Raw genomic sequence first — 22,910 nt, 5'->3', positions numbered from 1 at the left:
TCGCGCAGCCAAGTTCTTGACGCGAGGGTGGGTACCCCGTAATTCGCATTCCTGTCCATCAACGGAGCTGGCGGGCGATGGCTACCCCACACCAGGGCAAGCGAATTCTTTTTGATCTAAGTACGTCTTATGCCTGGCGCGGGCAGCATGCTGTAGGAATAGTGCGCACCGAGCGTGAAATTGCCGCAAGAATTCTTGGTGACCCGAATCTTGACGTGGTGCCGGTTATTTTTCATGGCGGCCAACTTCGGGCCATTTCGACAGATCAGGCATTCGATATCATCTCTTCGCCGAAACCAGCGCCGAAATCTATTACTACAGCACCAGCTGAGCCGCCCATTGAAGCCGCGGTTGAAGCCGCCGTTGAAGCATCGCTACCGCCCAGGCCAGGGTTCGCAAAAGGTGTACACCGCTTCGCGAAATGGGTGGCGAGAGGGGTGCTAAAGGGAGTGCCGCAGCGATCCAGAGAGGATTTTCGACAGAGTCTCATTTTCGGCCGAGAAGCCCTTAAAAAGATGGTGGTTACGGACAGGGCACCACCTCCCGCTGTTCTTCTTCCGCAGGAACCGTTGCCTCCGCCTCCGTCTCCGCCGCCACCGCAACCGGTCCACATACCTCTGGACTTTAGCCTAATCGTCCATCCTAGTAAAAACGACGTTCTTTTCCTGTGCGGCCTCGGATGGGATGTAATCGACTGCAAGCGCCTGTCCGAAATCAAGGTAAGCAGCGGCATGAAAATTGCCAGTGTCATGTATGATCTTATCCCCGTCAAGTTCCCGAACTTGGCGGGTGGAAACCCAATGGATTATTTCTACAATTATTTCCTTCACATGGTCGATCTGAGCGAGCATATCTTTTGCATCTCGAAATGCACCGAGCGTGACCTGATCGAATTCATGGAGGAGCGGGATCGGCCGCTGGGTAGGACGTCTGTGTTTTATCTGGGCGCCAACATATCGACTGCACCGGACGGGTCTGAAATTGCCGACGAACCAACCCGAGAGCGCCTTCGAAAAGGCCGGTACGCTCTGACCGTGGGCACGTTCGAAATAAGGAAGAATTACAGACTCCTGTTGGATATCTGGCCTGACCTTGTGAAGGATCCAGAGTTCGATCTTGACCTTGTTATCGTCGGAATGCCCGGCTGGGGTAACGACGAAATTATGGAGAACCTCCGTCAATCCCCGCTCCTGGGAAGGCGTATTTTCTGGTTCAACAAGCTGGGCGATGGCGGCCTCTCATGGCTCTACGAGAACTGTAACGTGTTCGTCTTCCCAAGCCTTTACGAGGGCTGGGGGCTTCCTGTCGTAGAGGCATTGCAGCACGGGAAGCCGGTCATTGTATCGGACCAGGGTTCTTCGCCAGAGGCAGGGCTGGAGGTGGCGACGATCGTGGCCATTGACGACCGTCAAGGGTGGATCAACGCCATCAAAGAGGCATCCACAGGCAGATTGGTTGCCTCACGTCCGAAGGCTATCCCTTCCTGGGATGAGGCGGCTAACGAAGCAAGATCAAGGCTGCTGAACGTGGTGGGCGCGTAAGGATGAGGAAGGTACTGCACCTGATCCCGTTCCCGATCGCAAATGCTCTGCACGGGGGTCAAATAAGGGCGCGCGAAACAAATGCCGTCCTGCGCGGCGCCGGACTTGATGTCAGGACGGCTTGCATCTTCGATGCCGGTCTGTATCCGAACGCTTCTCCCGATATAGATCTCTCAGGGGAGTTGCCTTCTGCCCCTTGGCAATTGCGTGACTTCGTAACAGCAAAGGCGTTTGCCGAGAACGACCGAAAATTCGGGGCGTTTGCCGAACTTCTCAACGCCGCAAAGCCTGATCTCATCGTCTTTGAAGAGCCGTGGCTTGGGAAGGCCCTGCTAAAGGCAAAAGCACAGGGGCTGTTCACCTGCCCGATCCTCTACAATTCATACAATGTCGAATTCATCGCGAAGGGGAATATCCTGGCCGATGCCGGGATCTCCGACAGGGAAAAGTGGGTTGACGAAATCCGCGATCTCGAAAGGGAGATCGTTTCATCGGCGGCTGTGACCGCATGCACGGCTGAAGACGCCAAGACGTTGAGCCCATGGGCTGAGACCGAAATATCAATAGCCCCAAACGGAGCCACCAAAAGAAAGCGCAGCCACCTGTCGGGCATCCTTCATCAGGGGATAAGCCCAAATTCAAGATATGCCCTGTTCGTCGGCAGCGGGCATCCGCCCAACGTTGCAGGATTTAGGGACCTGGTTCTCCGGTCGCTTCCGGCGTTAACATCGGCCCACCGGGTCATCGTTGCCGGAAGTGTTTGTGATCCGCTTTATTCCGAGCTTGAGAGTTCCGGGCTTCCTTACATGTCTAGGGACAAGATAGGGCTGCTCGGAACGGTCACCGATTTCGCACTTGATTGCCTCATCAAAAACGCTTCGGCGATCCTGCTGCCTATTACCTATGGCGGGGGATCGAACCTGAAAACAGCAGAGGCGCTACTTTCCGGGAAGCCGATCGTCGCGACGCGAAAGGCATTCAGGGCCTACGAGGATTTCTCAGACGCCGATACTGTGACGCTGGCTGATACTCCGAAGGAATTCGGTTCGGCTATCCGACATGCTCTTTCAAGAGAGTCGAGAAAAGCCAAAGAAGACCCTCGGCTAGAGCGGCTCCTATGGTCAAACACTTTGAAGCCGATTGTCGAAATCGCCTCCAGGCTGGCCCGCGTCTGAACCTTCTAAATTCTCGGGCGATCGCATCGCTTAGCGCAGGGTACGGGAATACCCCGCGATTGTCGCGACGTTCGCAGAGTTCTTACTCAGGACATATCCGGTGACGGCCATTTGTGCGCCGGCAGGGACGCTCAATCTGATTTCCAAGTCTTTCACGTCAGAAGGAATGTCGAAAAAGAACTCCGATCCCGCCGGACTTAGGGCATTAATAGTATATTGCGCTAAAACATTCCTGCCGGCATCCGTGACCACGTCCAGGTGCGATTCACCGCTTCCGGTCCCGCTTAAGTTTAGGAGATATCGGCCTTTTTCGACTTTGATGTATGGGCCGAAAAACAGGAACCCCGACGGTCCGGAAGCCGCGAGCGCCCCGTCCACCAGTTGCCCGTTCTGGCTGCGTAGAGAAAGCTTCTCCGCGTCAGCGACGTAACACCAATCTGCGCAAGCTCCTGCATCGGCGAAGGCGAGGCGCGAATAGTTGTCCATAGGGGGCGCGCCTTTGCCGAACAGTCGTTCTCGGTCGCCAACAGCGACCCAATCCGCATCCGACGGCCCATCGCTTTGCGACAGGAACGGACCATCGCACGTAGTCGCCCACAGAGACGGCTTCATGCGGGAATATCGGTAGTCGAAAAGATAAAACCCCATGAAGTGGAGACGCGAAAAGCCTCCCGAAGCGGCAAATCCGATGCATGCGCCTCGCGGGATTTGATCACGGATGAGTGTGACGGCTTGCGGCACCCGATGATCGTTCGACGCCATGTCATGCCACTGAAATTGTCGTGGCAAGCAGATCGCGAAGACGGCGAGCAGCCCGACGGCAGCGATCCCCGAAGATGCAATTGCCGTGACGGCACCGGCACCGATCGCTCCAATGAGTATCTGTCTTGAAAAGTCTGCATCAGGGAACGCAACCGCTGGCCAGAAGGCGGCGGAGTTGATGACGCTAAGTGGATCCGCTTCGGGCGCTTGTAGACGAACCAGAATGGCGAAGATGGCAGGTGCTACGAGAGTCAGAGCCAATGCGATCCGACCTGGTTTTGTTGATAAGCCAATTAGCAGGATGGGGAGAAGTGCCCCTTCATTATATCGCCCGTACATCCAGTGATCCTGTCGGGTCGCGGTCTCTACGACAGTGAACATTGCGGCACTGAATATCGTCATGCCAGCGGTGCAACCAACGGCAAACAGACTTACGAGATGAAGGGGGCTTTTATCAAATTTCCCTCTCAGCGCACCGAGCGCTGCGGAAAGGGCGATCAAGAGAGGGGTGGCCGCAAGCCCTAGCGTGACGATGAGTAGGTACGACACCTGTCCAAGTGCCCGCGTCGAGGCTTCAACCAAGCCGGATAGAGAAAATATGTCCAGCGCGCTGACAGCAGAAGGGTAATGCTCGATCGGCGCAAAACCGGCAGGGGTCATCGCCGCCTTAACCGCTGGCGATAGCCAAAGAACATAGCCACCGATCAAGACTAGCATAAGAGCTGCCGATGCAGTCGTGAGGCGATAGTTGCGGCTGGTGACCCAGATCATCAGCGCCGTCATCACGCAGCACACAATGCCCAGTTCGTGAACCCAGAACAGGAATGCGGCTGTTGCAGATGCGCCTATGGCGCAGGCTTTCGACGCCGGAGACTTCATCAGAAGATAAGCCGTCAACGTGAAGAAGAACGCGAAACAGCCCTGAGAGAATGCATAGCCACTGATCGAAATCCACGCTGGGTACAGTGCACATAGGCCTACGGTAAGCGCCGACATCGTCAAGGAGTGGCTCGGGAATATTTCCCGCGAAAGGCGATGGCAGATTACCAGCGCTCCACCAAAGAACGCGCCGTTGATTATCGTAAGTCCGTTCCAGATGGCCTCGGTAGAGGAGAGACCCCAGAATAAGGGCGCCAGGAAGAGAGAGTAGCCAAAGTGAAAACTGCTTGCGGCATCGATTGAGTGACCGCCGAAAAACTCGCCATAGGCGAGATATCCCATCTCATCCGGCAAAACGACTGGGCCGCTGTAGGGGGCATTGGCAATGGAAAAGCACAGCGTTGTCAGTGAAAAAATCGCGGCAGAAATCGACAACTCGCTTGTCATGCTGGCCTCCCTTTCATATCCTTTACAAGGGATTGGGGAGATTGTTTTGTCGCGGGCTGCCACTTTGATTCTCTGGTTGACGGCTTCTGCCATTGTATTAGCCGCTCTCTATGCACGACAAACCGCAATAGCGGTAGTTACCCCCGCAAATAATTGCTTCGAACTTGCAGCGAGCACGGGCATGGTCATGCCGTCGAGAGCTTGTCCAAACTTCTGATGACCTGAAATCAGCTCATCCAGCCGCTGGTTAATTCGGCCTGGCAGCACATTGAGGATCACGTCGGCATCGTGGTGATCGCCGCTGTGAACGACTTCTCACTGCCCGTCGAATTTCCGGAGCATGCCTCCCGGGCGCCGACAATACCCAAAATCCGAAAAGCCACAACCTGCCCGCGAGGGCGGAAAGGAAACTGCCATGACCGCTTCGCGCGAAAAGGAATCGCTTGCCAAGGTGCTGGTGCATGAAGGCGGCTACGTGAACCATGAGGCCGACCCAGGCGGCCCGACCAACAAGGGCGTGACGCAGCGACGGTTACCGGAAGGCGAAGGGGCTGGGCCAAGCGCTCGGTCAAGAGCATCACCATGGACGAGGTCGGCGAGATTTATGATCGCCAGTACTGGGATGCGGTGAAGGGCGATCTTTTGCCCGACGGTGTCGACTACGTCGTATTCGATGGCGGCGTGAACTCCGGCCCCGGCCGCGAGATCATGTGGCTTCAGGAGGCGCTTCGCCCGATCTACACCGGGCCGATCGACGGCGTCATCGGCGTGGGCACGTTGGCGGCGCTGAAGGCAACCAACAACAATGACGCGCTGATCGACCGCATCTGCGATGCGCGCACGAACTTCCTGCGCCATCTCGGCACCTTCAAGACCTTCGGCAAAGGCTGGACGGTTCGTGTCGCCAAAGTCCGTCCGATCGGCAAGGCATGGGCGACCGGCGAGAAGTCGCAGGCCGCGAGCTTTGTCGACGGCGGCCAGGCCAAGGCGCTGGTCGAGAACGCGAAGGCCGCGCCATCGACCGCGCCGGCCGATGCTGCTATGGGCGCCGGCGGCAGCGGCCTTGGCTTGTCTGGCTACCTCTACGACCTTCAGAACCAGCTTTCGCCGCTGTCCTACACCAGCGAGTGGATTGGCAAGGTCGTCGTGGTCGTGGCCATCGCAAGCGCCGTGCTCGCCATCGGCGGGATCGGCTGGCGCTGGTACACCAACCGGAAGGCGAAGCGCCTGGCTCAAGCGCTCGGCGCCGCGCCGGCATGACTTGGCTGATCACCCTGGTTGCCGGTCTCATCGGCGTTCCCCGCCCGCTGGCCGGCATCATCGCCTGGGGCCGCCATAGCCGTAGCAGTCTCAGTTCATCAAGCATTGGGGTGCCGACGAGGTTCGCACCGAGATCGAAAAGGAGAACATGGATGCGGTACGCAAGGGCATTGAGGCGAGCCGAAATTTGATGAGTGCGATCGCGCTGGCGGGCTGTGGGACTTCCGGCGTCAGCGGTGCTCCAGCCCTGCGGGCAGCGATCGGTAGCAGCCTCGCCGGCGCCGAGGGCAAGACGGTAGAGGACCAGAACAAGATCGACCGCACCATTGCGCCCGGTTGCGCCGTGGAGTTCTATACCGCGGCTGAATGCGACAGGCACACCCATGCGAGCGCGGAACGCCGCGCCGAGCTCAAGAAAGGGCAATGATGTCCAGCCAACTCGATAACATCTCTATGTCGATCGGCGCCCTCAAGGCTGAAGTGATCGGATTGCGACGTGATCTCCAGGCATCGGAGCAGCGAGCCGTCGATAGCAACAGCCGGGCTGACAAGCACCGCGCGGCGATTCACAGGCGCGTCGACGACTTGGTCGAGGAGGTCAGCGATATCAAGATCAACGTCGAAACCATGAAAGCCGACGTCAAGGACAGCAAGACTGTGACCGACGAAGTGAAGCAATGGAAGCAGCGCGACGTTGGCGCTCTCTTCATGGCCGGCATCGCTGGAACAGCGCTTGGCGTCGTCGTTGTCGCCTTCATCGCCTATTGGTGGGGAGGCAATCATGCGGGTGCTGCGCTCAGCCTGATCTCCTACACATCATTTCCAGTCTCCCCATCGGGCGTTTGATGCGCCCAGAAAAGCGCCCAGATACGAGCGGTCAGCGCCCAGTTTCGCTGGAAATAGCTGGGCACAAACGGCATGGAAAAACCCGGAAATGCGCGGTTTTCGGCGTTTTAACGCTCGTTTACACCGAAGATGTCGGCGGTTCGAGCCCGTCATCGCCCACCATTGCGGTACCATGTCAGTTGCAGGGCGGCGGCATTCTGGCGCCGGTAGCCACTCGTGCCGCCATTTCCTTCCGCCGTGACGAGATCTTGTGCTGCCGCTCCGCTTCGTCGCGGCGCTGCTTGTGCACTTTCTCGCTGCTGGGCGACCTCGGCCTCGGAACGGGGCGGGACGCATTGCGCTCGCCCTTTGCCGGCACTGGAATGCTGTGCAATACGGGCAGTGCGCCTTCAGGGTATTGCTTGGCTAACCAGGTCAGCGTTCTCCTGCCACCCTGGAAATTTTGCGCGTGAGGGGCATGGGAGTGCGCCGATTGTGATGAGGGCGGAGATCGCACGCCTCCTTGGGCAAGGCTAGGCCGGAGAAGGTGGTTCCAAATACCTTTTCATGACGTGCAAGGGCACGTAACCACCTTCAACTGGTTCTCCTTTTTCCTCATCCATAAGTACCATTAGAGCCTGAGTTGACCTTTTCATAAACACGGATAACTCATCTCGAATCGGTATGTTGCAAGAAAAGCCTTGCTCCATAATTAGAGAAAGCCGATTTTCATCCATATTAAACTCGATCTTGGCCAAAACCTTGTTGAATGGTTTATTATGAAAAATTATTAGATCTCCACGATCATTTATGGCGATTTCAGTTTTTATTGGAAATTGAAATAGAATTTCATCAATCAAATAAGACTCGCGTCTCTGAATTATCGACAGGATCTGCGAAATAGCGCTGCTCATCCCCAAATGCATATCTTTTAGATCTGACGTGTCTCTCTTTATCGAGCCGGTCAGTTCAAATAATTCATCACATTTTGATTCGAGTCTCGGTAGTGAATGGCGCAAATATCCAAGACGAGATGCGACGAAAGATACTTCCGCTTTGTGATTTTTCTTCAATGCCTCCCGCATGAAAGCAAGGAAGATAAGAGCCCAACCCGGCTCATTTTCAGTCCCACCCCCACGGAAAAATACCGCGAAATCGTCAGGAGCGGCGAGTTTGACTTTGCCGTTCTCTGTGCCGACGATGACGTCCTGCAAGACGCGTTCGCACGCTTCATCCAGACTTGCCTGGACCGATAAAAAGTCGCGTGCCGATAAAGCGCCGTCAAGATTTGCCTCGATTTCGTTGACTACATCGTCGTTTGATTGCGTCCTGAACGTCCCACGCACTCCGATCTGCTCATGCAGATAACGACGTGCGGCCTTGGCAAACTGGATGCGTGCGCGCCGCTCAGGCGGTCGGCCGCCAAGCCGCAATTGGTCTGCCTCTTGCTTATCGATATAGAGGCGCACGATCACCAGTGACGACGTGAGTTCACTCAGTCGAATGGCGTGCTCCAGATCGTGGTTTGCTGGGACGCCACCGGTATGAGCCCGCAGCCTGGCGGCAACATCCTCGTAAATAGCTTGATACCGTCCGCCAAAAAGCTTCTCGCCGATCTTGTCTAGGATGTCGCCAGCATTTTCGAGCGCCTTCCAACCGATTACCGCGCCGATGTATCCGCAAACAGAGATCATACATCAGGGTCCATCTATGATCGCCCAACGTAAGCTGGCAGCGTACGATAAATCAAGAATACCAAACGGCTGAGCCTCTGCCGGCCGCTTTGTTGTTGACGCTGACCTCCGCTCGCTGTCATTCGCTGGCCGCAAGTCTGGTCGTAGGCGCCGGAACTCCGGCCAGCAGAGAGGAAAATCTCCCGGCCTGTCACGCCGGGGTTCGAGCCCCGTCGCGCCATTTCTTCTTGGGGAACAAGCCCTTGGCTTCGGAGAAATGTCGACGTTGAATGTCAAAATATCTTCTTGTCGGAGATAGTCCAGACCTTGCGGGTCAGGGATTTGACCCTACGCGTGCTGAACTGCGGCCCTGCTTGTAAACAACGATGAAAGCGTCTCCGATCGATCGAGGGGCAAAAGTCAATTACCCTGTCCTCCGATGAGCTGTAATGATCCACGCGCGCGAGTCGAAGAGTACGCCCTCGCTGGTCATATGCGCCTCCAGTAAATCGCGCAGCCGCCGCAATGCCTTGTCGGGCGCTTCATCGGTTCGCGCCAGCGCGTCCTTTACAAGATAAAGGTCGATGAGCGCGTCAAACGCCCTATCGACGTCTGGTCCATAGAAGACCGGTTCCCGCACGTCGATAAAATCGATCGAAACAAAGCCCGCCGTGGTCAGAAGTTCTGTGGCGAGGGTAGGATCGCCAAGTGAAAACGGTTTGCTGGCATCTGCCGAACCCGAGGTTCCTGGTGCCAAGGCTCGCCGAATGGCGCCGGACCATTCGTTACGCTCCTGACTTTGCCACACCATCCACGCAAGGCGCGCGCCCGGACGCATTGCCCGGGCGACATTGGCAAACGCCGCCGCCGGATCGGCAAAGAACATCACGCCAAACCGGCTGATGCAGAGGTCGAACGCGGCGGCGGGAAATGCGTGGTGCTGGGCGTCGCCTTGCTCAAACGCCACATTTCGCAGCCCCGCTTCACTGGAACGTCGTCGCGCAATCTCGATCATCTCCAAGGACGTATCCACGCCGATCGCTTTCCCTTCCGACGCGGCACGGGCGGCCTCACGCGTTGTTTATCCGGCACCGCAACCGAGATCGAGCACGCGGTCACGTATCCCAACGCTGGCGGCGGCGCGCAAATGACCATTGTGGCGTTTCAGTTCCGCGTCATAGAAATCAGCCCGATCCAACATCTCCACTTTCACTTGGGTTCTGCCGCGGTCACCTAGTTTCTTTAACCAGTCTCAACCCGATCAAAGCAGTCGATTGCTGACGCTGATGAGCTACCCAGTACAGGGGCTCGATATAAGGCTGCTTGAATAACGATTTTTACTTGGCGCCGTGCCGAGCCAAGGTGGCCGGCGCCCTTTTTTGGGGGCGGGTGGGGTAAACCCGACTTGGCAGGACGCCGGCCAGGCGGGTTGGGGTCCGCCAAAAAGTATAATGACAGAAAACCTTGCGGTTCGATATTCCGCGATAACGGAACATATGCGCGACATGAGCGAGTTCTAGCCGATGTCGAGGGGTCCATGATCCGACTGTTCATCCACCAGCGTAGGTGGTGCATATCGGCTTTCTGGCCGCAGATATTGCAGGTGTAGACGCTGTGCTTCTTGCGCGCCGAGTCATGCGGATGGCCAGGAAGGGCGGGGGAGTCCGCCCACCGTAGGCATAACGGCTCTCGGTAAAGATGCCTTTTATGGCAGCTCTGCTATCTACCAGCCCTGCCGACTATACCAGTCGTCGACGTCTCGGCGTACGCGATCCTTCTCGATGCCGTAACGTTCCTGGATAATGCCCTCAAGCTGATCGCGTTTGCCGGCGATGCGGTCGAGATCATCATCAGTGAGCTTGCCCCACTGCTCCTTCACCTTACCCTTGACCTGCTTCCAGTTTCCTTCGACGCGGTTCCAATCCATTGTGGCTATCTCCTGAATCACACATGGAAGAACGGGTGTATCGCCATGAGGTTCCGGCGGCCAGATCCCCGTGATCACCGCCAGCGCGGGAATGCTGCGGCTGCGCTTTGGCATCAGTGATGATGTGCGCCGGCTTTCTTGCTTCCCTCACGCCTTGTTCACGGCGGCGTCAGCCTGAAGTCGCTCCCCTCCGGCAGCAATTGCCCGCCATCGACGACAATCGTGGTGCCGGTGATGTAGCTGGCATCGTCGGAGGCCAGGAACAGGAAGGCATTGGCGACGTCGCGCGGGCTGCCCAGCCGGCCGAGCGGAATGGCGTCTTCCATGTTTTTGATGAAGGCGGCACCCCGGTGAAGCTCCATTCCCTCGGTGAGGATGTTGCCGGGTTCGACGCCGTTGACGGTTATGCCGTAGCCGGCGAATTCGAGCGCCGCCGAACGGATCAGCCCGTTTATGCCTGCCTTGGTCGCGGAATAGTGGCCGTGGCCGGGACTGGTGACGTGTGGTCCGGTGATCGAGGAGGTGAACAGCATGCGCCCGCGGCGCTGCGCCTTCATCGGCACCAGCGCGGCGCGGACGGCATTGAAACTGCCGCGCAGATTGACCGCCATGACGCGGTCCCAGTCGTCCGGGCTGGTGTTCTCCAGCAATTGCCAAGGATAAATGCCGGCGTTCTGGACGATGATGTCGAGGCGGCCGTGGCGCGTGAGTGCCAGCGCGACGGCGGCCTCGACATCGGCCAAAACCGAGATGTCCGTGCCGATGAAGGCGGCGTCAAGTTCACTGGCGGTCGCCCGTCCCACCTCGATCTCGGTGTCGGCAAGTACAAGCCTGGCGCCTTCTTCGGCGAAACGTTGGGCGATGCCCTTGCCGATGCCGCGCGCGGCTCCGACGATCAGCGCCACCTTGCCGGACAGTCTTCCGGTCTCTGGCCGTACGGTCATGCGAGCCTCTGGCGAATGGTTTGCTTGAAGGCGTCGAGCAGGACCGCCGCCAGCACCAGCAGGCCGTGAATGACCTGGGTGAAGTTGGCGGGCAAACCCATCAGATTGATCGCCGTGTTGATTGCCGACAAAAGCAGCACGCCGGCATAGACGCCGGGTAAGGTGCCGACGCCGCCTTTCAGGCTGACACCGCCGATAACGACGGCGGCAAAGGCGTTGAACAGAAGGCCGACGCCGAGATTGGCGGTGGCGCCCGAGGTGCGGATCGCGAGCAGCCAGCCGGCAAGGCCGGCTATGGCGCCGGCAAGCACGAAGGCGATGATCAGGTTGCGGTTGACGCGGATGCCGGCACGGAAGGTCGCCGTCTCGTTGCCGCCGATCATCACCAGGTGCCTGCCGAAAGGCGTCTTGGCCATGATCAGCGAGAAGACGACGAAGCAGGCGATCGCGATCCAGGCGGTGAGCGGCAGACCGATCAGCCGCTGGATGCCGAACCAGCGGATGGCAGGCGCCAGATCCTGCGCCGAGCGGCCGCCCGAAATGACCAGCACCAGGCCGCGCACCCAGATGTAGGAGGCCAGCGTGATGATGAAGGCGCTCATCTTGACCTTGACGACCAGAAATCCGTTGAAGGCGCCGATGATGCCGCCGACGGCAAGCGCCAGCAGCAGCGAGACCGGCACCATCAGCCAGTCCGGGTGCAACTGCACCCCAAGGCCGATGCCTGAAGAGCAGAACAGGATGCCGACCGCCATGGCGCTGAGAGCGGCCACCGATTCGACCGACAGGTCCATATGCCCGGCGATGATGACCAGCGCCAGGCCGATCGACATCACGCCCAGCACGCTGGAGGCTTCGATGATGTTGGCGAAAATACCGAGCTGGAAATAATTGGGAATGAAAAGGGAGAACACCACCAGCACGAAGACCAGCATGAACCAGACGAGATTGTCGAGGACGAACTCGAGGATTTGACGGGTGCGGGGGCTCATGGGCTGATCCGGTTTCGGTTCGAACGCCGCGGCGGTTCTATGCCGGGCAATTCTGCCGGGCAGGGCGGCTCCGGGCGCGTGGCCCGGAGCCGTTCTGGGGGAAGGTTTACTCGACGGGCTTCACGGTGTCCGTCGGCGGCTTCTGGTTGCCCCAGAAGGCCGGATTATCGACGTTCTCCTTGGTGATCGCGGCACCCGGGATCTTGATGTTCGGGCCCCAGGCCTCCTTGGTCACCACTGACTTGAGCCCAAGCACGTCATAGTCGCCGGGCTTGATCTCCTGCTTGTTGACGACCTTGTCCATGAACATGGCGACGGCCGCGGCCTGCGCGTAGAGTGGCTGTTCGACTTCGACATTGAGCCAGCCCTTGCGGATCAGGTCGAGGCCGACCGGCGCGCCGTTCGAACTCATCAGCATGACGTCGCCCGGCTTCTTGCCGGCGGCCTCGAGCGAGGCGACGGCGGCGACCGAGAGATGCGCGGCGTGGCTGAAGATCAGGTCGATGTCGGGGTTGGCAAGCATCTGGTCGGCGACGATGGTGCCGGCGTTGCTGGCCTCCCATTGCATGGCAGGCAGCGAGATGATCTTGACGTCCGGGAACGCCTTCATCTTCTCTTCAAAGCCCTTTTGGATGTCGAGCGTGTAGGGATCGCCGGGATCGCCGAGCACCTGCAGGACCTTGCCCTTCACAGCGCCGTTCTTGGCCTTCAGCAGCGCTTCGGCCTGTTCGGCGGCGACGTGGCCGATTTCGACAGTGCCGGCTACCGACGTGAAGTCGGATGGAGTGGAGGTGATCTGGCGATCGAATTCCACGACAGGTATGCCGGCCGCGCGCGCGGCCTCGATCGACGGCTTCAGCGCGTTGAAGTCGACGGCGGCCAGGATGATCGCCTTCGGTTTCAGCGCGATGACGTCGTTCATCTGCGATTGCTGGGCGTCGGTCTTGTTGTCGGCGTTCAGCGTCTTCATCTCGTAGCCGACCTGTTTCAGGAACAGTTCCAGCGCGCTCACCGAGCCGGTCTGGAACTCGTCGAGCAAGGTCGGCACCATGTAGTAGACGGTACCCTTGGACTGGGCGAATGCCGGCGTGAGCGTGGCAACTGCCAGTGCCAGGACACCGAGGACAGAAAGAAGTATTCGTTTCATGTCGTTGGCTCCTCTAGTGCCGGACCCCTCTTTTGTCCCTCAGCCCGCCGGTCCGGCACCGGCAAGCGTCTCTCCGGTGATCATGTTGATCACCGCATCGGGACTTGTCTTGTTGCGTGCGACATCGCCGGCCACGACGCCTTGCCGGATCACTACGATCCGGTCTGCGACCTGGAAGGCCTGCTGCATGATGTGGGTGATGATGACGACGCCGATGCCCTGGTTCGCCACTTGGCGGATCATGTCGAGACCGCGCCGCGTTTGCTCGACCCCGAGTGCCGCAAACGGCTCGTCGAGCAGCACCAGCTTGCCGCCCCAGTGCACGAAGCGGTTGAGCTCGATGGCTTGCCGCTGCCCGCCCGAGAGATGCTCGACATTGGTGCGCAATGACGGAATACGGGTGCCGGCACTGGCAAGCGCCTTGCCGACCACGGCCTCCATCGCCCGCTCGTCGAGCACTGGAATGCCAAGCACCTTGCGCGTGATCTCACGCCCCATGAAGAAATTGGCAACCACGTCGACATTCGTGCACAGCGACAGGTCCTGATACACGGTCTCGATGCCAGCCGCCTTGGCCTCGGCGGGGGATTTGGCAAGGAACTCCTTGCCTTCGAACAGCATGCGGCCGGAGGTGGGCTCCAGCCCGCCGGCGATGATCTTGACCAGCGTCGACTTGCCGGCGCCGTTGTCGCCCAGCAACGCGACCACCTCGCCCTTGCCGATCGAAAAGCTTATGCCCTTCAGCGCCTGGATCGCGCCATAGTTCTTGGTGACGTTGTCGAGCACCAGCAGGGGTTCGCTCATCAGGCAACCTCCCTGGCCGTCAGGATATCGCGGCCGCGCTCGCGCCCGGCGGTGAACATCTGGCCGAAGCGCGGCGACAACACGCCTGAGACGGCCAATGCGGCCGCGCCGCGCAGCACGGCATGCTGGCCGCCGCCGGCGACGATAATGCGCGGCGTCTTGCGGTCCTTGCGGGCCGAAACCGAATTGTGCAGAGGCGCAGCCGACCTCGCCAGGCGTTCGAGCAGGTCCGGCGCCGCCAGCCCGCCGAGCACGACCGTCTCGGGGTCGAAAAGGTTCTCGATGATGGCTATGGCGTTGCGGAAGATCGGGCCGACCTCGGCGACCCAATCGGCATCGCTGCCCTTCCAGCGCCCTCGCGCTTCGAGAGAGACATAACGTTCGAGGCAACCGCGATTGCCGCACGGGCAAAGCTCGCCATTGGGAACGACGGGAATATGGCCGATTTCGCCGGCATTGCCCCAGGCGCCGCGCAGCACGCTGCCGTCATGCATCATGGCGCTGCCAAGGCCGACGCCGAAATAGAGATAGTAATATTCGGAATGCTGGGCGCCGATGCCGTAGAGGCGTTCGCCCATCGCGGCCGCTGCCATGTCGCCGTCGAAAAAGGCCGGCAATCCCGTCGCCGCCGTTAGCCGCTCGCGCAGTGCCACGTCCTTCCAGCCGGCCATTGTGGTCGGCCCGATGAAGCTCATAGTGTCGACGCCGAACGGGCCGGGAAGCGCCATGCCGATGCCGATGACACGGCCCTCGGCGCGCGTTCCGGTAAGCTCGCGGACCATGGCGCCGACCTGGTCGAACGCATGATCGGGCGTCGCGTTGGGGGCTTCGCGGTGCAAGCTGTCGATCACGTCACCGCTGAGATTGATCAGCGCCGCGTCGATCCCCAGCGGCGTCAGGTGGATGCCGACGGCATAGCCGCCCTCGGGATTGATGCGCAGCGTCGCCGGTGGCAGGCCACGGCCCTTCGGCTCCTCGCGTACGGACAGGACGTAGCCCTGCTCCTCCAGTTCGCGAACGATGGTCGACACGGTCTGGACGGTGAGCCCGACATGCCTGGCGATGTCGCCCCTGGCGATGGGGCCGTACCGGCGGATCGATTCGAGCACGATGCGCCGGTTGTACGGCCGCCCGAACTCCTGATTGGTCCCTCGCAATGCCATGCCTTGCGTCCCCGGTTGAGGCAAGGTTGGCACCAAACATTTATTCAGTCAAATGGAATTCAAAAATGTGCCGTACTTGAGGGATGTGTCCGCGACGGCAGAAAGGCCGCGGCTGTCCGGCTGATCACCGTGCCCTAGATAGGGGACATGGATAAGATTTATGTCTTGCTGATCTTCGCTGCGGCCATTGCCATCATCTGCCTGGGCGGCAGATGGAATACATCTGATACCGACCACTATATGGGCTTCGACAATTTGCGGTCGCCCCGCAAGGGAAAAGCCCTGGACGGCGACAAGGATGCGAAAAAGCAATGAGGACGGCGCGGGATGGCGGCTGCCTGGGCCCGTGCGTCAGAGATACTGCGCGACCTTCTTGCCGACCGTGAGGAAACGCAAAGGATCGATCGCTTCGCCATTGTGGCGGACTTCGTAATGCAGATGCGGCCCGGTCGAGCGACCGCTGCTGCCGGTCTTGCCGATGACAGCGCCGGCATCCACTTTTTCGCCCACGGTCACGTCGATTTCACTGAGATGTCCATAGCGCGTGGCAAACCCGTTGCCGTGATCGACTTCGACCATGCGGCCATAGCCGCCATTCCAGCCGGCCTTGGTGACCACGCCTGGCGCGGTGACCTTGGCCGCCATGCCGATCGGCGCCCTGAAGTCCATTCCCGAATGCAAGGCGGCCGTGCCGAGGATCGGGTCGGTGCGCACGCCGAACGGGCTGGTGACGGAATGACCGGGAGCGGGATTGGCGAGCGGCAGTCGGCGTGCCTCCTTCTTGAGTTGGTCGAGCGCGTCCAGCGCCTCGTCCAGTTCCTTGACCTTGCTGTCGAAAAACATCGAGCTGTCGAGCGGGATCAGCGGTCCGCCGACATCGCTTTCGTTCTTGCCGAAGTCGCTGTCGACCGGCAGCCCGGCCGCCTCGAGCGCCTGGGTTATGGCGTCGGCATTCTTGTAGGCGTTGTCAGCAAGTATGCTGATGCGCGTGAGCTGGTCGTTCTCGATGGATTTCAACGACTTGTTGATCGAAATGAACAGCTTGTCGGCACGATCGGCGGCTGAATCGTTCGGCAGCGGATCGGAGCGGGTCGCCCACAGGGAGAACGGCCTGGTGTCGGCGGCGCCGGGGGCGGTGCCGAGGCTGGCCAGCGCGTAGCTTTGAGCAGGCTGGGCGATGCTGCCGGTTACTTCGGCGCGTTTGTCAGGCTTTGCCGGCACTGCCGGATCGTCGGCCGTCGCTGCGCCGACTTCATTTTCGGCGCGGTCGAGCAGCGGGCCGAGGCGGCCGTGGCGCTGGCTGAGCTGCGTCTGGCGTTCCAAAAGCTCGCTCACCTTGGTTTCCATCAATTGCTGATCAAGCAATTGCCGGCTGGTGATGCGGTCGACTTGGGCGCGTAGCGCCGAGATGCGGTCTTCGTAAGCCTGCTGCATACGCGCCTGGCGCGCGGTGGTGGCGCCGATCAGGTCGTCGCGCAGCACGAGATAGGAGGTGGCCAGCAGGTAACCGATGGCGATCGCCGCCAGCGCCGAACCGAGAAATACAACCAGCCAGGGCCGGATCGTGAAGTGCCTGATCTCGCTGCCGCGGGCGATGATGACTGTATGCGGTTCCTTGCGCCTGCCAAAGATCGCGGACTGACCGGTTGCGTTCACGGGACCAAGCTTTCGTTTACGACACCACGACAGCCCGACTACACATTATTAAGGTTAACAAAGCTTTGCCGAAGCAAGGCGTCGGCAAGGATTGCCCGCAAAACGAGCGTGGGGTTGTGGGAGAAATCTTCGCGCCGCCTTCTGAAAACAAGGCGCTGGCACGGAGACGCTGCCGGCCCTTAAAGCGCGCGAACGGCTTCCAGGACTTCCTCGGCATGGCCCTTGACGCGGACCTTGCGCCAGATCCTGGCGATACGCCCGTCGCGGCCGATCAGGAACGTCGCCCGCTCGACGCCCATGTATTTGCGGCCATACATCGATTTCTCGACCCAAAGATGATAGGCCTCTATCACCTTGCGCTCCTCGTCGGCGGCAAGGTCGATGGTAAGATCATATTTCGATTTGAACTTGTCGTGCTTCCTGGCGCTGTCGGGCGACAGGCCGATCACGACGGCGCCGGCCTTCTCGAATTCCGGCTTCAGCTGCGAAAAGCTGATCGCTTCGGCGGTGCAGCCGGTGGTGTCGTCCTGTGGGTAAAAGTAGAGGACGACAGGCCTGCCGGCGAAGCCGGTCAGGCTGAGCGAACCGCCGCCGTCCCGCGGCAGCTCGAATTGCGGCGCAACGTCGCCCACATTGAGGTCGGCCATATCGATGCCCTTGTTTGAGGTTACGCGCGAAGCCACACCGATATAGTGTCGAGCGGGGATTCGTCCACGAGCGAGTTCGTAGAACGGAAAATTGCGTGGATCAGGAGCAACCGCAGCACGAGAAGATCAGGTTCAGGCGGGATGAAATCACCGACCTGGGCGCCTTGCCGTCGGCTTGCCGCGTTCCGCCTCTCGGCCAGGCGGCGATCGGGCGCGGTTTTCGCATCCTTTCGCGGCTGTTTGCCGGCGCCATTGCGCTGGTGGCGCTGGCGGCGGTGGCCGTCTATCTCATCGGCGTCTCCGGAATAGGGGCCGACCGGCTGCGCGTCGAGGCGGAGGCCGCCATCGAGAAGCTTGCGGGCGTCGATGTCGATGTTGCGGTCGGGCCCGCCCGCATCACCCTCGACAGTTCAAGCTTCGTCGCTCTCCAGGTGAGCGACGTCAGCCTGAAGGCAAGCGACGGCAAGCCCATGGCCGACGCGGGCAGGGTGCGTTTCGGCATGCGCCTGCTGCCGCTGCTTCGAGGCGAGGTGCGGCTGACCAGCGCCAGGATTTCCGATGCGCGCATCGTTACCGCGGCGATGCCGTCGGGCGGCGACTGGACGGCCGAGCTGCGCAATCGAGACGGGCTGATCGATCCCGAAAAACTGTCCGATGCGCTCTTTGCCAACATCAATCACGCTCTCGATGCGGTGCGCGAGGAATCGCTGCATCGTATCGATCTTCACAATGTGGCATTCGTCTTGCCCGATACCGAGGCGGTCAGGTTGATCACCGTCGCCGACGCGGTCGTCTTGCAGTCGGGGACTGGCGGCATGGAGTTCTCCTCGCAGGCAAATGTCGACGGCAAGGCGGTGACCGTCGCCGCATCCGCCAGCCGCGATGCCGAGACCCGGCGCGTGATGTCGCTGGATGCCACCGTCGGTATCGCCGAAGATGGTGGCGCGAGCGGCGCCGCGGCGTCCGGCAGTAGGTTGGGCGCGCTCAGCGTGACGCTCAAAGGGGCGCAAGGCGCCGGCGACACCGCGTCGCGGCTGACGGCTGCCTTGTCGTCCAGGGGATCGGTGCTTGATCTCGGCTCGCGCGGCCTGCTGTCGGCCGATGTCGACCTCGACGCCACGCTCGTGCGCGGCAGCAACAAGATCCAGGTGGACCGGCTGTTGCTCAAGACCGGCCGCTCGACCTTCGATTTCGCCGGCTCGATTGGGCCGAGGCCCGCGACCGGCGCCGCCGGTGAGGAGCCGGCCTACCGATACGATCTGACCAGTGACGGCTCGACGCTGGCGCCTTCGGAATCGCCGGAGCCGGCGCTCACCTTCCTTGCCCGCATCGCCGGCGTCTACCAGACCAAAAGCCATAGATTGGTAGCCGATCAGATCGCAGTCCGATCCGCCGCTTCCAGCGAGGTCCTTGGCACCGCGGCCGTGGAGTTCGTTGACGGCAAGGCTCCCGGCATCAATCTGGCGCTCAACGTCCACGACATGCCGGTCTCGCACGTCAAGCAGCTTTGGCCATGGTTTTCGGCGCGCAATGCGCGGCTCTGGGTATTGGACAATCTGTTCGGCGGCCGCGTCGTGGACGCCAATCTTCAATTCCAGGTGGTGCCTGATCGCCTCGGCAATGGTGTGCCGCTTTCCGCCGACGAGGTGTTCGGCCGCTTCCAGATAGAAGGATCGCGTTTCGACACGGCTGGCCGCATCCCGCCGATCCGCGATGCCGTCGGTGTCGTCGCCTTCCACGGCAATGACGTCGATATCTCCCTGTCCTCGGGCACCGTCTTCATGCCCAGCGGCCGCACCGTGGCGGCCAGCAACGGTACGCTGACCGTCAAGGCAGCCAACCGCCCGCCGGTCGTCGGCGCACTCGACATCGACGTTGCCGGCGAAGCGTCCGCGGTCGCTGAACTTGCCTCCTACGAGCCGATCAACGCCATGCGTCATGTCGGCTTCCTGCCGGAAGACCTGTCCGGCAGCGTCACCGGCCATGTCAGGGCCGATATTCCGCTGCAATCCGGCGTCGACAGCTCGAAGCTCGATTGGCTGGTATCGCTCGACTACAGCGGGCTTTCATTGGCCAAGCCGTTCGAAGGTCAGACCGTCACGGATGCCGACGGTTCCGTCACGGTCGACCCTGAAAAGGCTGTCATTTCCGCCAAGGCGTCCCTGAACGGCATTCCGGCCGAACTCGACCTGATCGAGCCGCTGGAGGATGGCGGACCGGCACGCAGCCGCAAGGTGACCCTGGTGCTCGACGACAAGATCCGCGCCGCCGCCATGCCGGGGCTGGCCCCGTTGCTGGGCGGAACCGTGAAGGTCGCGATCGACAAAAGCGGCGAGGGCAACCAGAACGTATCGGCCGACTTGACCAATGCCAGGCTCGACATCCCCTGGGCTGGATGGAGCAAGGGGGCAGGGATTCCCGCAAGTGCTACATTCGTCATGACCACGTCCGGCGACACCACGACGCTGTCCGACTTCGACCTCGACGGCAAGACATTCTCCGTCGACGGCAACATCGTGCTGGTCAACGGGGCCCTGTCGTCGGCAAAGTTTAGCAAAGTCGCGCTGAACCGGGGCGACGACGTGGCGGTGTCCGTCAAGCGATCGGGCAGGGGCTATGCAGTCAACATCAGCGGCAACGCCCTGGATGCCCGCTCGCTGATCAAGCAATTCACCTCCGACGTCGACACCGCGACCAAGACGACGGGCGCCGACGCGATTTCCGTCAGCGCCGATGTCGATCGGCTGACCGGCTTCCACGACGAGCAATTGTCCGATCTCAAGCTCGATTACAGCGCGGCCGGTTCGAAGGTGAACGGGCTGAAGGTCAGCGCCACCGCAAGTTCGGGAGCCGCCATTGTCATCAGCAACACGAGCGGCGCCGGCCGGCGCTCGCTCAACGTGCAGTCGGCGGACGCCGGTGCGATCCTCAGGTTCCTCAATATCTACGAGCACATGGAAGGCGGAGCGATTGCCCTGGCCTTGTCGGGAGCGGGCGACGGGCCTATGAAGGGCAAGGTGGACACGACGAACTTCTTCGTCGTCAACGAACCGAAGCTCGCGTCCATCGTCTCGACCACGCCGGCAGGCGACAGCCGCAGCCTCAACCAGGCGGTCAAGGGCAAGCTCGACACCTCGCGGGTACAGTTCGAACGCGGCTACGCCGAGATCGAGAAAGGCAGCGGCTATCTCAGGCTGGCCAATGGCGTGCTGCGCGGTCCGCGCATAGGCACCACGTTCCAGGGCACGCTCTATGACCAGAACAACAATATGGACATGACCGGCACCTTCATGCCGGTCTATGGCCTCAACCGCATCTTCGGCGAACTGCCCATCGTCGGCGCGCTTCTGGGCAATGGCCGCGACCGCGGCCTGATCGGCGTGACCTACCGGCTCAAGGGCAACGCCAACAAGCCGCTGCTCGACATCAATCCGCTCTCGGTGATCGCGCCGGGGATATTCAGGTCGATCTTCGAGTACCGGTGAAGGGGCCTCAGATCGGCCGCACCAATATATGTTTTTTCCTGCCGAGTGAAAGCTTTACGACGTTTTCCGGACTCAAATCCTGAAGTGTGACCGTGCGGCGATCATCACTGACGGGCTGATCGTTGAGCCGTACCGCACCGCCTTGCACATGCCGCCGTGCTTCGCCGTTGGACGCCGCCAGTCCGGCGGTCACCAGCAGCGACAGGATGCCGACGCCGGCTTCGAGCTTGGCGTTCTCGACCTCGACGCTCGGCAGCGTCTCTGCGAGGGCACCCTCCTCGAACGTCTTGCGTGCGGTTTCGCTGGCCTGTTCGGCGGCGCCGCGACCGTGGAGCAAGGCGGTGATCTCGGTGGCGAGGATCTTTTTCGCCTCGTTGATCTCGGATCCTCCCAGCTTCTCCAGACGCGCCACCTCGTCCAACGGACGCGTCGTATAGAGTTTCAGGAAACGGCCGACATCGGCGTCCTCGGTGTTGCGCCAATATTGCCAGAATTCGTAAGGCGAGAGCATCTCGGCATCAAGCCAGACGGCGCCCGTGGCGGATTTGCCCATCTTGGCGCCCGACGAGGTGGTGAGCAGCGGCGTGGTCAGCGCATAAAGCTGCGCGTCCTCCATGCGGCGACCGAGATCGATGCCGTTGATGATGTTGCCCCACTGATCGGAGCCGCCCATCTGCAGACGGCAGCCGAGACGCTTGTAGAGCTCGACGAAGTCATAGGCCTGCAGGATCATGTAGTTGAATTCGAGGAAGGACAACGACTGCTCGCGGTCGAGCCGCAGCTTGACGGAATCGAAGGCCAGCATGCGGTTGACCGAAAAGTGACGGCCGACGTCGCGCAGGAAATTGACGTAGTTGATCTCCATCAGCCAGTCGGCGTTGTTGACCATGATCGCGTCATTCGGGCCGCTGCCGAATTTGAGATATGGCATGAAATTGCGGCGGATACCGGCGAGATTGTCGTCGATATCGCGCGGTGTCAGAAGCTTGCGCGCCTCGTCCTTGAAGGAAGGGTCGCCGATCATCGAGGTGCCGCCGCCCATCAAGGCGATCGGCCGGTGGCCGGTCTGCTGCAGCCAGTGCAACATCATGATCTGGATCAGCGAGCCGGCGTGCAGGCTCTTGGCGGTCGCGTCGAAGCCGATATAGGCCGTCACCGTCTCGGTGGCGAAGAGATCGTCCAGCCCGGCATCATCCGAAGTCTGGTGGATGAAGCCGCGCTCGCTCATCGTGCGCAGGAAATCGGATTTGAAGGCAGGCATGTTTTCTTTCCCGAAAGCGCCCGGCCGATCCGGTACGGACGTATATGAACGCGCGCGTTTAGCACCCAAGCGCGATCAGCAAAAGTGGAATCCGGTTTTGCGTCCGATCGCGCTTTAACCAGGGACTCGCGATCAGCAAAAGTGGAATCGGGTTTGGCGCCCATCGCGCTTCGACCAGGGTCTTGGCAATCACTCGTTGTTGAAACGCCGCAAGCCGCCTCTCGGCGCGGATGCTTGCTTCATTGTTTGTGCTGGCGTAATGAGGCGCGCGCCAAAAGGTCCTTGCAGCCCACGACCCCAAGCGGCACCGCACGGCATCCAC

Annotated in this window: 20 protein-coding genes and 1 pseudogene; 8 read left to right on the top strand and 13 right to left on the bottom strand. The window is 60.6% G+C overall.

Annotated elements, in window-relative coordinates:
* The first annotated feature begins 77 nt into the window (after positions 1–77).
* Together FJ964_RS02980 and FJ964_RS02975 are read left to right on the top strand one after the other, a co-directional pair.
* Positions 78–1,541, top strand: coding sequence for a glycosyltransferase family 1 protein (locus FJ964_RS02980; protein ID WP_140548982.1), 1,464 nt, complete (start codon positions 78–80; stop codon positions 1,539–1,541).
* A gap of 2 nt (positions 1,542–1,543) precedes the next feature.
* Positions 1,544–2,716, top strand: coding sequence for a glycosyltransferase (locus tag FJ964_RS02975; RefSeq protein ID WP_140548980.1), 1,173 nt, complete (start codon positions 1,544–1,546; stop codon positions 2,714–2,716).
* 30 nt (positions 2,717–2,746) lie between these two features.
* Here FJ964_RS02975 and FJ964_RS02970 read toward each other — a convergent pair whose 3' ends face one another.
* Positions 2,747–4,897, bottom strand: coding sequence for a hypothetical protein (locus FJ964_RS02970; protein WP_140548978.1), 2,151 nt, complete (start codon positions 4,895–4,897; stop codon positions 2,747–2,749).
* Between the two features lie 15 nt (positions 4,898–4,912).
* Entirely contained in the window at positions 4,913–5,083 is a 171-nt protein-coding gene (locus FJ964_RS30885) for a hypothetical protein (RefSeq protein ID WP_181172343.1), read from the bottom strand.
* A gap of 61 nt (positions 5,084–5,144) precedes the next feature.
* On the opposite strand from FJ964_RS30885, the gene FJ964_RS31755 reads away from it, so the two are divergent.
* The 4 genes from FJ964_RS31755 (at position 5,145) to FJ964_RS02955 (ending at position 6,910) form a co-directional block, all read left to right on the top strand.
* Entirely contained in the window at positions 5,145–5,435 is a 291-nt protein-coding gene (locus tag FJ964_RS31755; protein WP_348642848.1) for a glycosyl hydrolase 108 family protein, read from the top strand.
* Positions 5,387–6,064, top strand: coding sequence for a glycoside hydrolase family 108 protein (locus FJ964_RS02965; protein WP_246676165.1), 678 nt, complete (start codon positions 5,387–5,389; stop codon positions 6,062–6,064). Before FJ964_RS31755 ends, FJ964_RS02965 begins: the two co-directional genes overlap by 49 nt.
* Before the next feature lie 148 nt (positions 6,065–6,212).
* The gene (locus FJ964_RS02960; RefSeq protein ID WP_181172342.1) at positions 6,213–6,491 is read left to right on the top strand and encodes a hypothetical protein; all 279 of its coding nucleotides are present in this window, start codon (positions 6,213–6,215) and stop codon (positions 6,489–6,491) included.
* A complete protein-coding gene (locus FJ964_RS02955) occupies positions 6,488–6,910 on the top strand; it encodes a DUF1515 family protein (RefSeq protein WP_181172341.1) in 423 nt (140 codons plus the stop codon). Before FJ964_RS02960 ends, FJ964_RS02955 begins: the two co-directional genes overlap by 4 nt.
* A 512-nt stretch (positions 6,911–7,422) precedes the next feature.
* Here FJ964_RS02955 and FJ964_RS02950 read toward each other — a convergent pair.
* The 8 genes and pseudogenes from FJ964_RS02950 to FJ964_RS02915 all read right to left on the bottom strand — a co-directional run bounded on the left by FJ964_RS02950 (position 7,423) and on the right by FJ964_RS02915 (position 15,539).
* Entirely contained in the window at positions 7,423–8,583 is a 1,161-nt protein-coding gene (locus FJ964_RS02950) for a hypothetical protein (RefSeq protein ID WP_140548974.1), read from the bottom strand.
* 403 nt (positions 8,584–8,986) lie between these two features.
* A pseudogene (locus FJ964_RS02945) lies at positions 8,987–9,763 on the bottom strand (class I SAM-dependent methyltransferase).
* A 522-nt stretch (positions 9,764–10,285) separates the two neighbouring features.
* Entirely contained in the window at positions 10,286–10,489 is a 204-nt protein-coding gene (locus FJ964_RS02940; RefSeq protein ID WP_140493912.1) for a CsbD family protein, read from the bottom strand.
* A gap of 158 nt (positions 10,490–10,647) precedes the next feature.
* On the bottom strand, positions 10,648–11,433 hold the full coding sequence (locus FJ964_RS02935) for an SDR family NAD(P)-dependent oxidoreductase (RefSeq protein ID WP_140548972.1): 786 nt from the start codon (positions 11,431–11,433) through the stop codon (positions 10,648–10,650).
* Positions 11,430–12,425: an ABC transporter permease gene (locus tag FJ964_RS02930; protein ID WP_140548970.1), complete on the bottom strand. Its 996-nt coding sequence runs from the start codon at positions 12,423–12,425 to the stop codon at positions 11,430–11,432. The genes FJ964_RS02935 and FJ964_RS02930 overlap by 4 nt, the downstream gene beginning before the upstream one ends.
* Before the next feature lie 106 nt (positions 12,426–12,531).
* Entirely contained in the window at positions 12,532–13,572 is a 1,041-nt protein-coding gene (locus FJ964_RS02925; protein ID WP_140548968.1) for a sugar ABC transporter substrate-binding protein, read from the bottom strand.
* Between the two features lie 39 nt (positions 13,573–13,611).
* Positions 13,612–14,376, bottom strand: a complete 765-nt coding sequence (locus tag FJ964_RS02920) for an ATP-binding cassette domain-containing protein (RefSeq protein WP_140493903.1) — start codon at positions 14,374–14,376, stop codon at positions 13,612–13,614.
* On the bottom strand, positions 14,376–15,539 hold the full coding sequence (locus FJ964_RS02915) for an ROK family transcriptional regulator (protein ID WP_140548966.1): 1,164 nt from the start codon (positions 15,537–15,539) through the stop codon (positions 14,376–14,378). The genes FJ964_RS02920 and FJ964_RS02915 overlap by 1 nt, the downstream gene beginning before the upstream one ends.
* Positions 15,540–15,686: 147 nt before the next feature.
* Here FJ964_RS02915 and FJ964_RS30880 point away from each other — a divergent pair, with 147 nt between their 5' ends.
* Positions 15,687–15,854, top strand: coding sequence for a hypothetical protein (locus FJ964_RS30880; RefSeq protein ID WP_181172340.1), 168 nt, complete (start codon positions 15,687–15,689; stop codon positions 15,852–15,854).
* Between the two features lie 36 nt (positions 15,855–15,890).
* On the opposite strand, the gene FJ964_RS02910 is transcribed toward FJ964_RS30880, so the two are convergent.
* Positions 15,891–17,195: a M23 family metallopeptidase gene (locus FJ964_RS02910; RefSeq protein ID WP_140548964.1), complete on the bottom strand. Its 1,305-nt coding sequence runs from the start codon at positions 17,193–17,195 to the stop codon at positions 15,891–15,893.
* A 179-nt stretch (positions 17,196–17,374) separates the two neighbouring features.
* Entirely contained in the window at positions 17,375–17,842 is a 468-nt protein-coding gene (locus FJ964_RS02905; protein ID WP_140548962.1) for a peroxiredoxin, read from the bottom strand.
* 95 nt (positions 17,843–17,937) lie between these two features.
* On the opposite strand from FJ964_RS02905, the gene FJ964_RS02900 reads away from it, so the two are divergent.
* Entirely contained in the window at positions 17,938–21,327 is a 3,390-nt protein-coding gene (locus tag FJ964_RS02900; RefSeq protein ID WP_140548960.1) for a DUF3971 domain-containing protein, read from the top strand.
* 7 nt (positions 21,328–21,334) lie between these two features.
* On the opposite strand, the gene tyrS is transcribed toward FJ964_RS02900, so the two are convergent.
* Positions 21,335–22,588: a tyrosine--tRNA ligase gene (gene tyrS, locus FJ964_RS02895; protein WP_140548958.1), complete on the bottom strand. Its 1,254-nt coding sequence runs from the start codon at positions 22,586–22,588 to the stop codon at positions 21,335–21,337.
* Between the last annotated feature and the right edge of the window lie 322 nt (positions 22,589–22,910).

The sequence above is a fragment of the Mesorhizobium sp. B2-3-2 genome, from assembly GCF_006442295.1.
Classification (GTDB): Bacteria; Pseudomonadota; Alphaproteobacteria; order Rhizobiales; family Rhizobiaceae; genus Mesorhizobium.
The sequence above is the reverse complement of the archived record's forward strand: the minus strand, read 5'-3'. Positions and strand labels throughout refer to the sequence as shown.

Bases quoted from the DNA above. Each gene is read 5' to 3' on its own strand.
- FJ964_RS02980 (WP_140548982.1), top strand. From the start codon at position 78: ATGGCTACCCCACACCAGGGCAAGCGAATTCTTTTTGATCTAAGTACG.
- FJ964_RS02975 (WP_140548980.1), top strand. From the start codon at position 1,544: ATGAGGAAGGTACTGCACCTGATCCCGTTCCCGATCGCAAATGCTCTG.
- FJ964_RS02970 (WP_140548978.1), bottom strand. From the start codon at position 4,897: ATGGCAGAAGCCGTCAACCAGAGAATCAAAGTGGCAGCCCGCGACAAA.
- FJ964_RS31755 (WP_348642848.1), top strand. From the start codon at position 5,145: ATGCCTCCCGGGCGCCGACAATACCCAAAATCCGAAAAGCCACAACCT.
- FJ964_RS02965 (WP_246676165.1), top strand. From the start codon at position 5,387: ATGGACGAGGTCGGCGAGATTTATGATCGCCAGTACTGGGATGCGGTG.
- FJ964_RS02960 (WP_181172342.1), top strand. From the start codon at position 6,213: ATGGATGCGGTACGCAAGGGCATTGAGGCGAGCCGAAATTTGATGAGT.
- FJ964_RS02955 (WP_181172341.1), top strand. From the start codon at position 6,488: ATGATGTCCAGCCAACTCGATAACATCTCTATGTCGATCGGCGCCCTC.
- FJ964_RS02950 (WP_140548974.1), bottom strand. From the start codon at position 8,583: ATGATCTCTGTTTGCGGATACATCGGCGCGGTAATCGGTTGGAAGGCG.
- FJ964_RS02940 (WP_140493912.1), bottom strand. From the start codon at position 10,489: ATGGATTGGAACCGCGTCGAAGGAAACTGGAAGCAGGTCAAGGGTAAG.
- FJ964_RS02935 (WP_140548972.1), bottom strand. From the start codon at position 11,433: ATGACCGTACGGCCAGAGACCGGAAGACTGTCCGGCAAGGTGGCGCTG.
- FJ964_RS02930 (WP_140548970.1), bottom strand. From the start codon at position 12,425: ATGAGCCCCCGCACCCGTCAAATCCTCGAGTTCGTCCTCGACAATCTC.
- FJ964_RS02925 (WP_140548968.1), bottom strand. From the start codon at position 13,572: ATGAAACGAATACTTCTTTCTGTCCTCGGTGTCCTGGCACTGGCAGTT.
- FJ964_RS02920 (WP_140493903.1), bottom strand. From the start codon at position 14,376: ATGAGCGAACCCCTGCTGGTGCTCGACAACGTCACCAAGAACTATGGC.
- FJ964_RS02915 (WP_140548966.1), bottom strand. From the start codon at position 15,539: ATGGCATTGCGAGGGACCAATCAGGAGTTCGGGCGGCCGTACAACCGG.
- FJ964_RS30880 (WP_181172340.1), top strand. From the start codon at position 15,687: ATGGATAAGATTTATGTCTTGCTGATCTTCGCTGCGGCCATTGCCATC.
- FJ964_RS02905 (WP_140548962.1), bottom strand. From the start codon at position 17,842: ATGGCCGACCTCAATGTGGGCGACGTTGCGCCGCAATTCGAGCTGCCG.
- tyrS (WP_140548958.1), bottom strand. From the start codon at position 22,588: ATGCCTGCCTTCAAATCCGATTTCCTGCGCACGATGAGCGAGCGCGGC.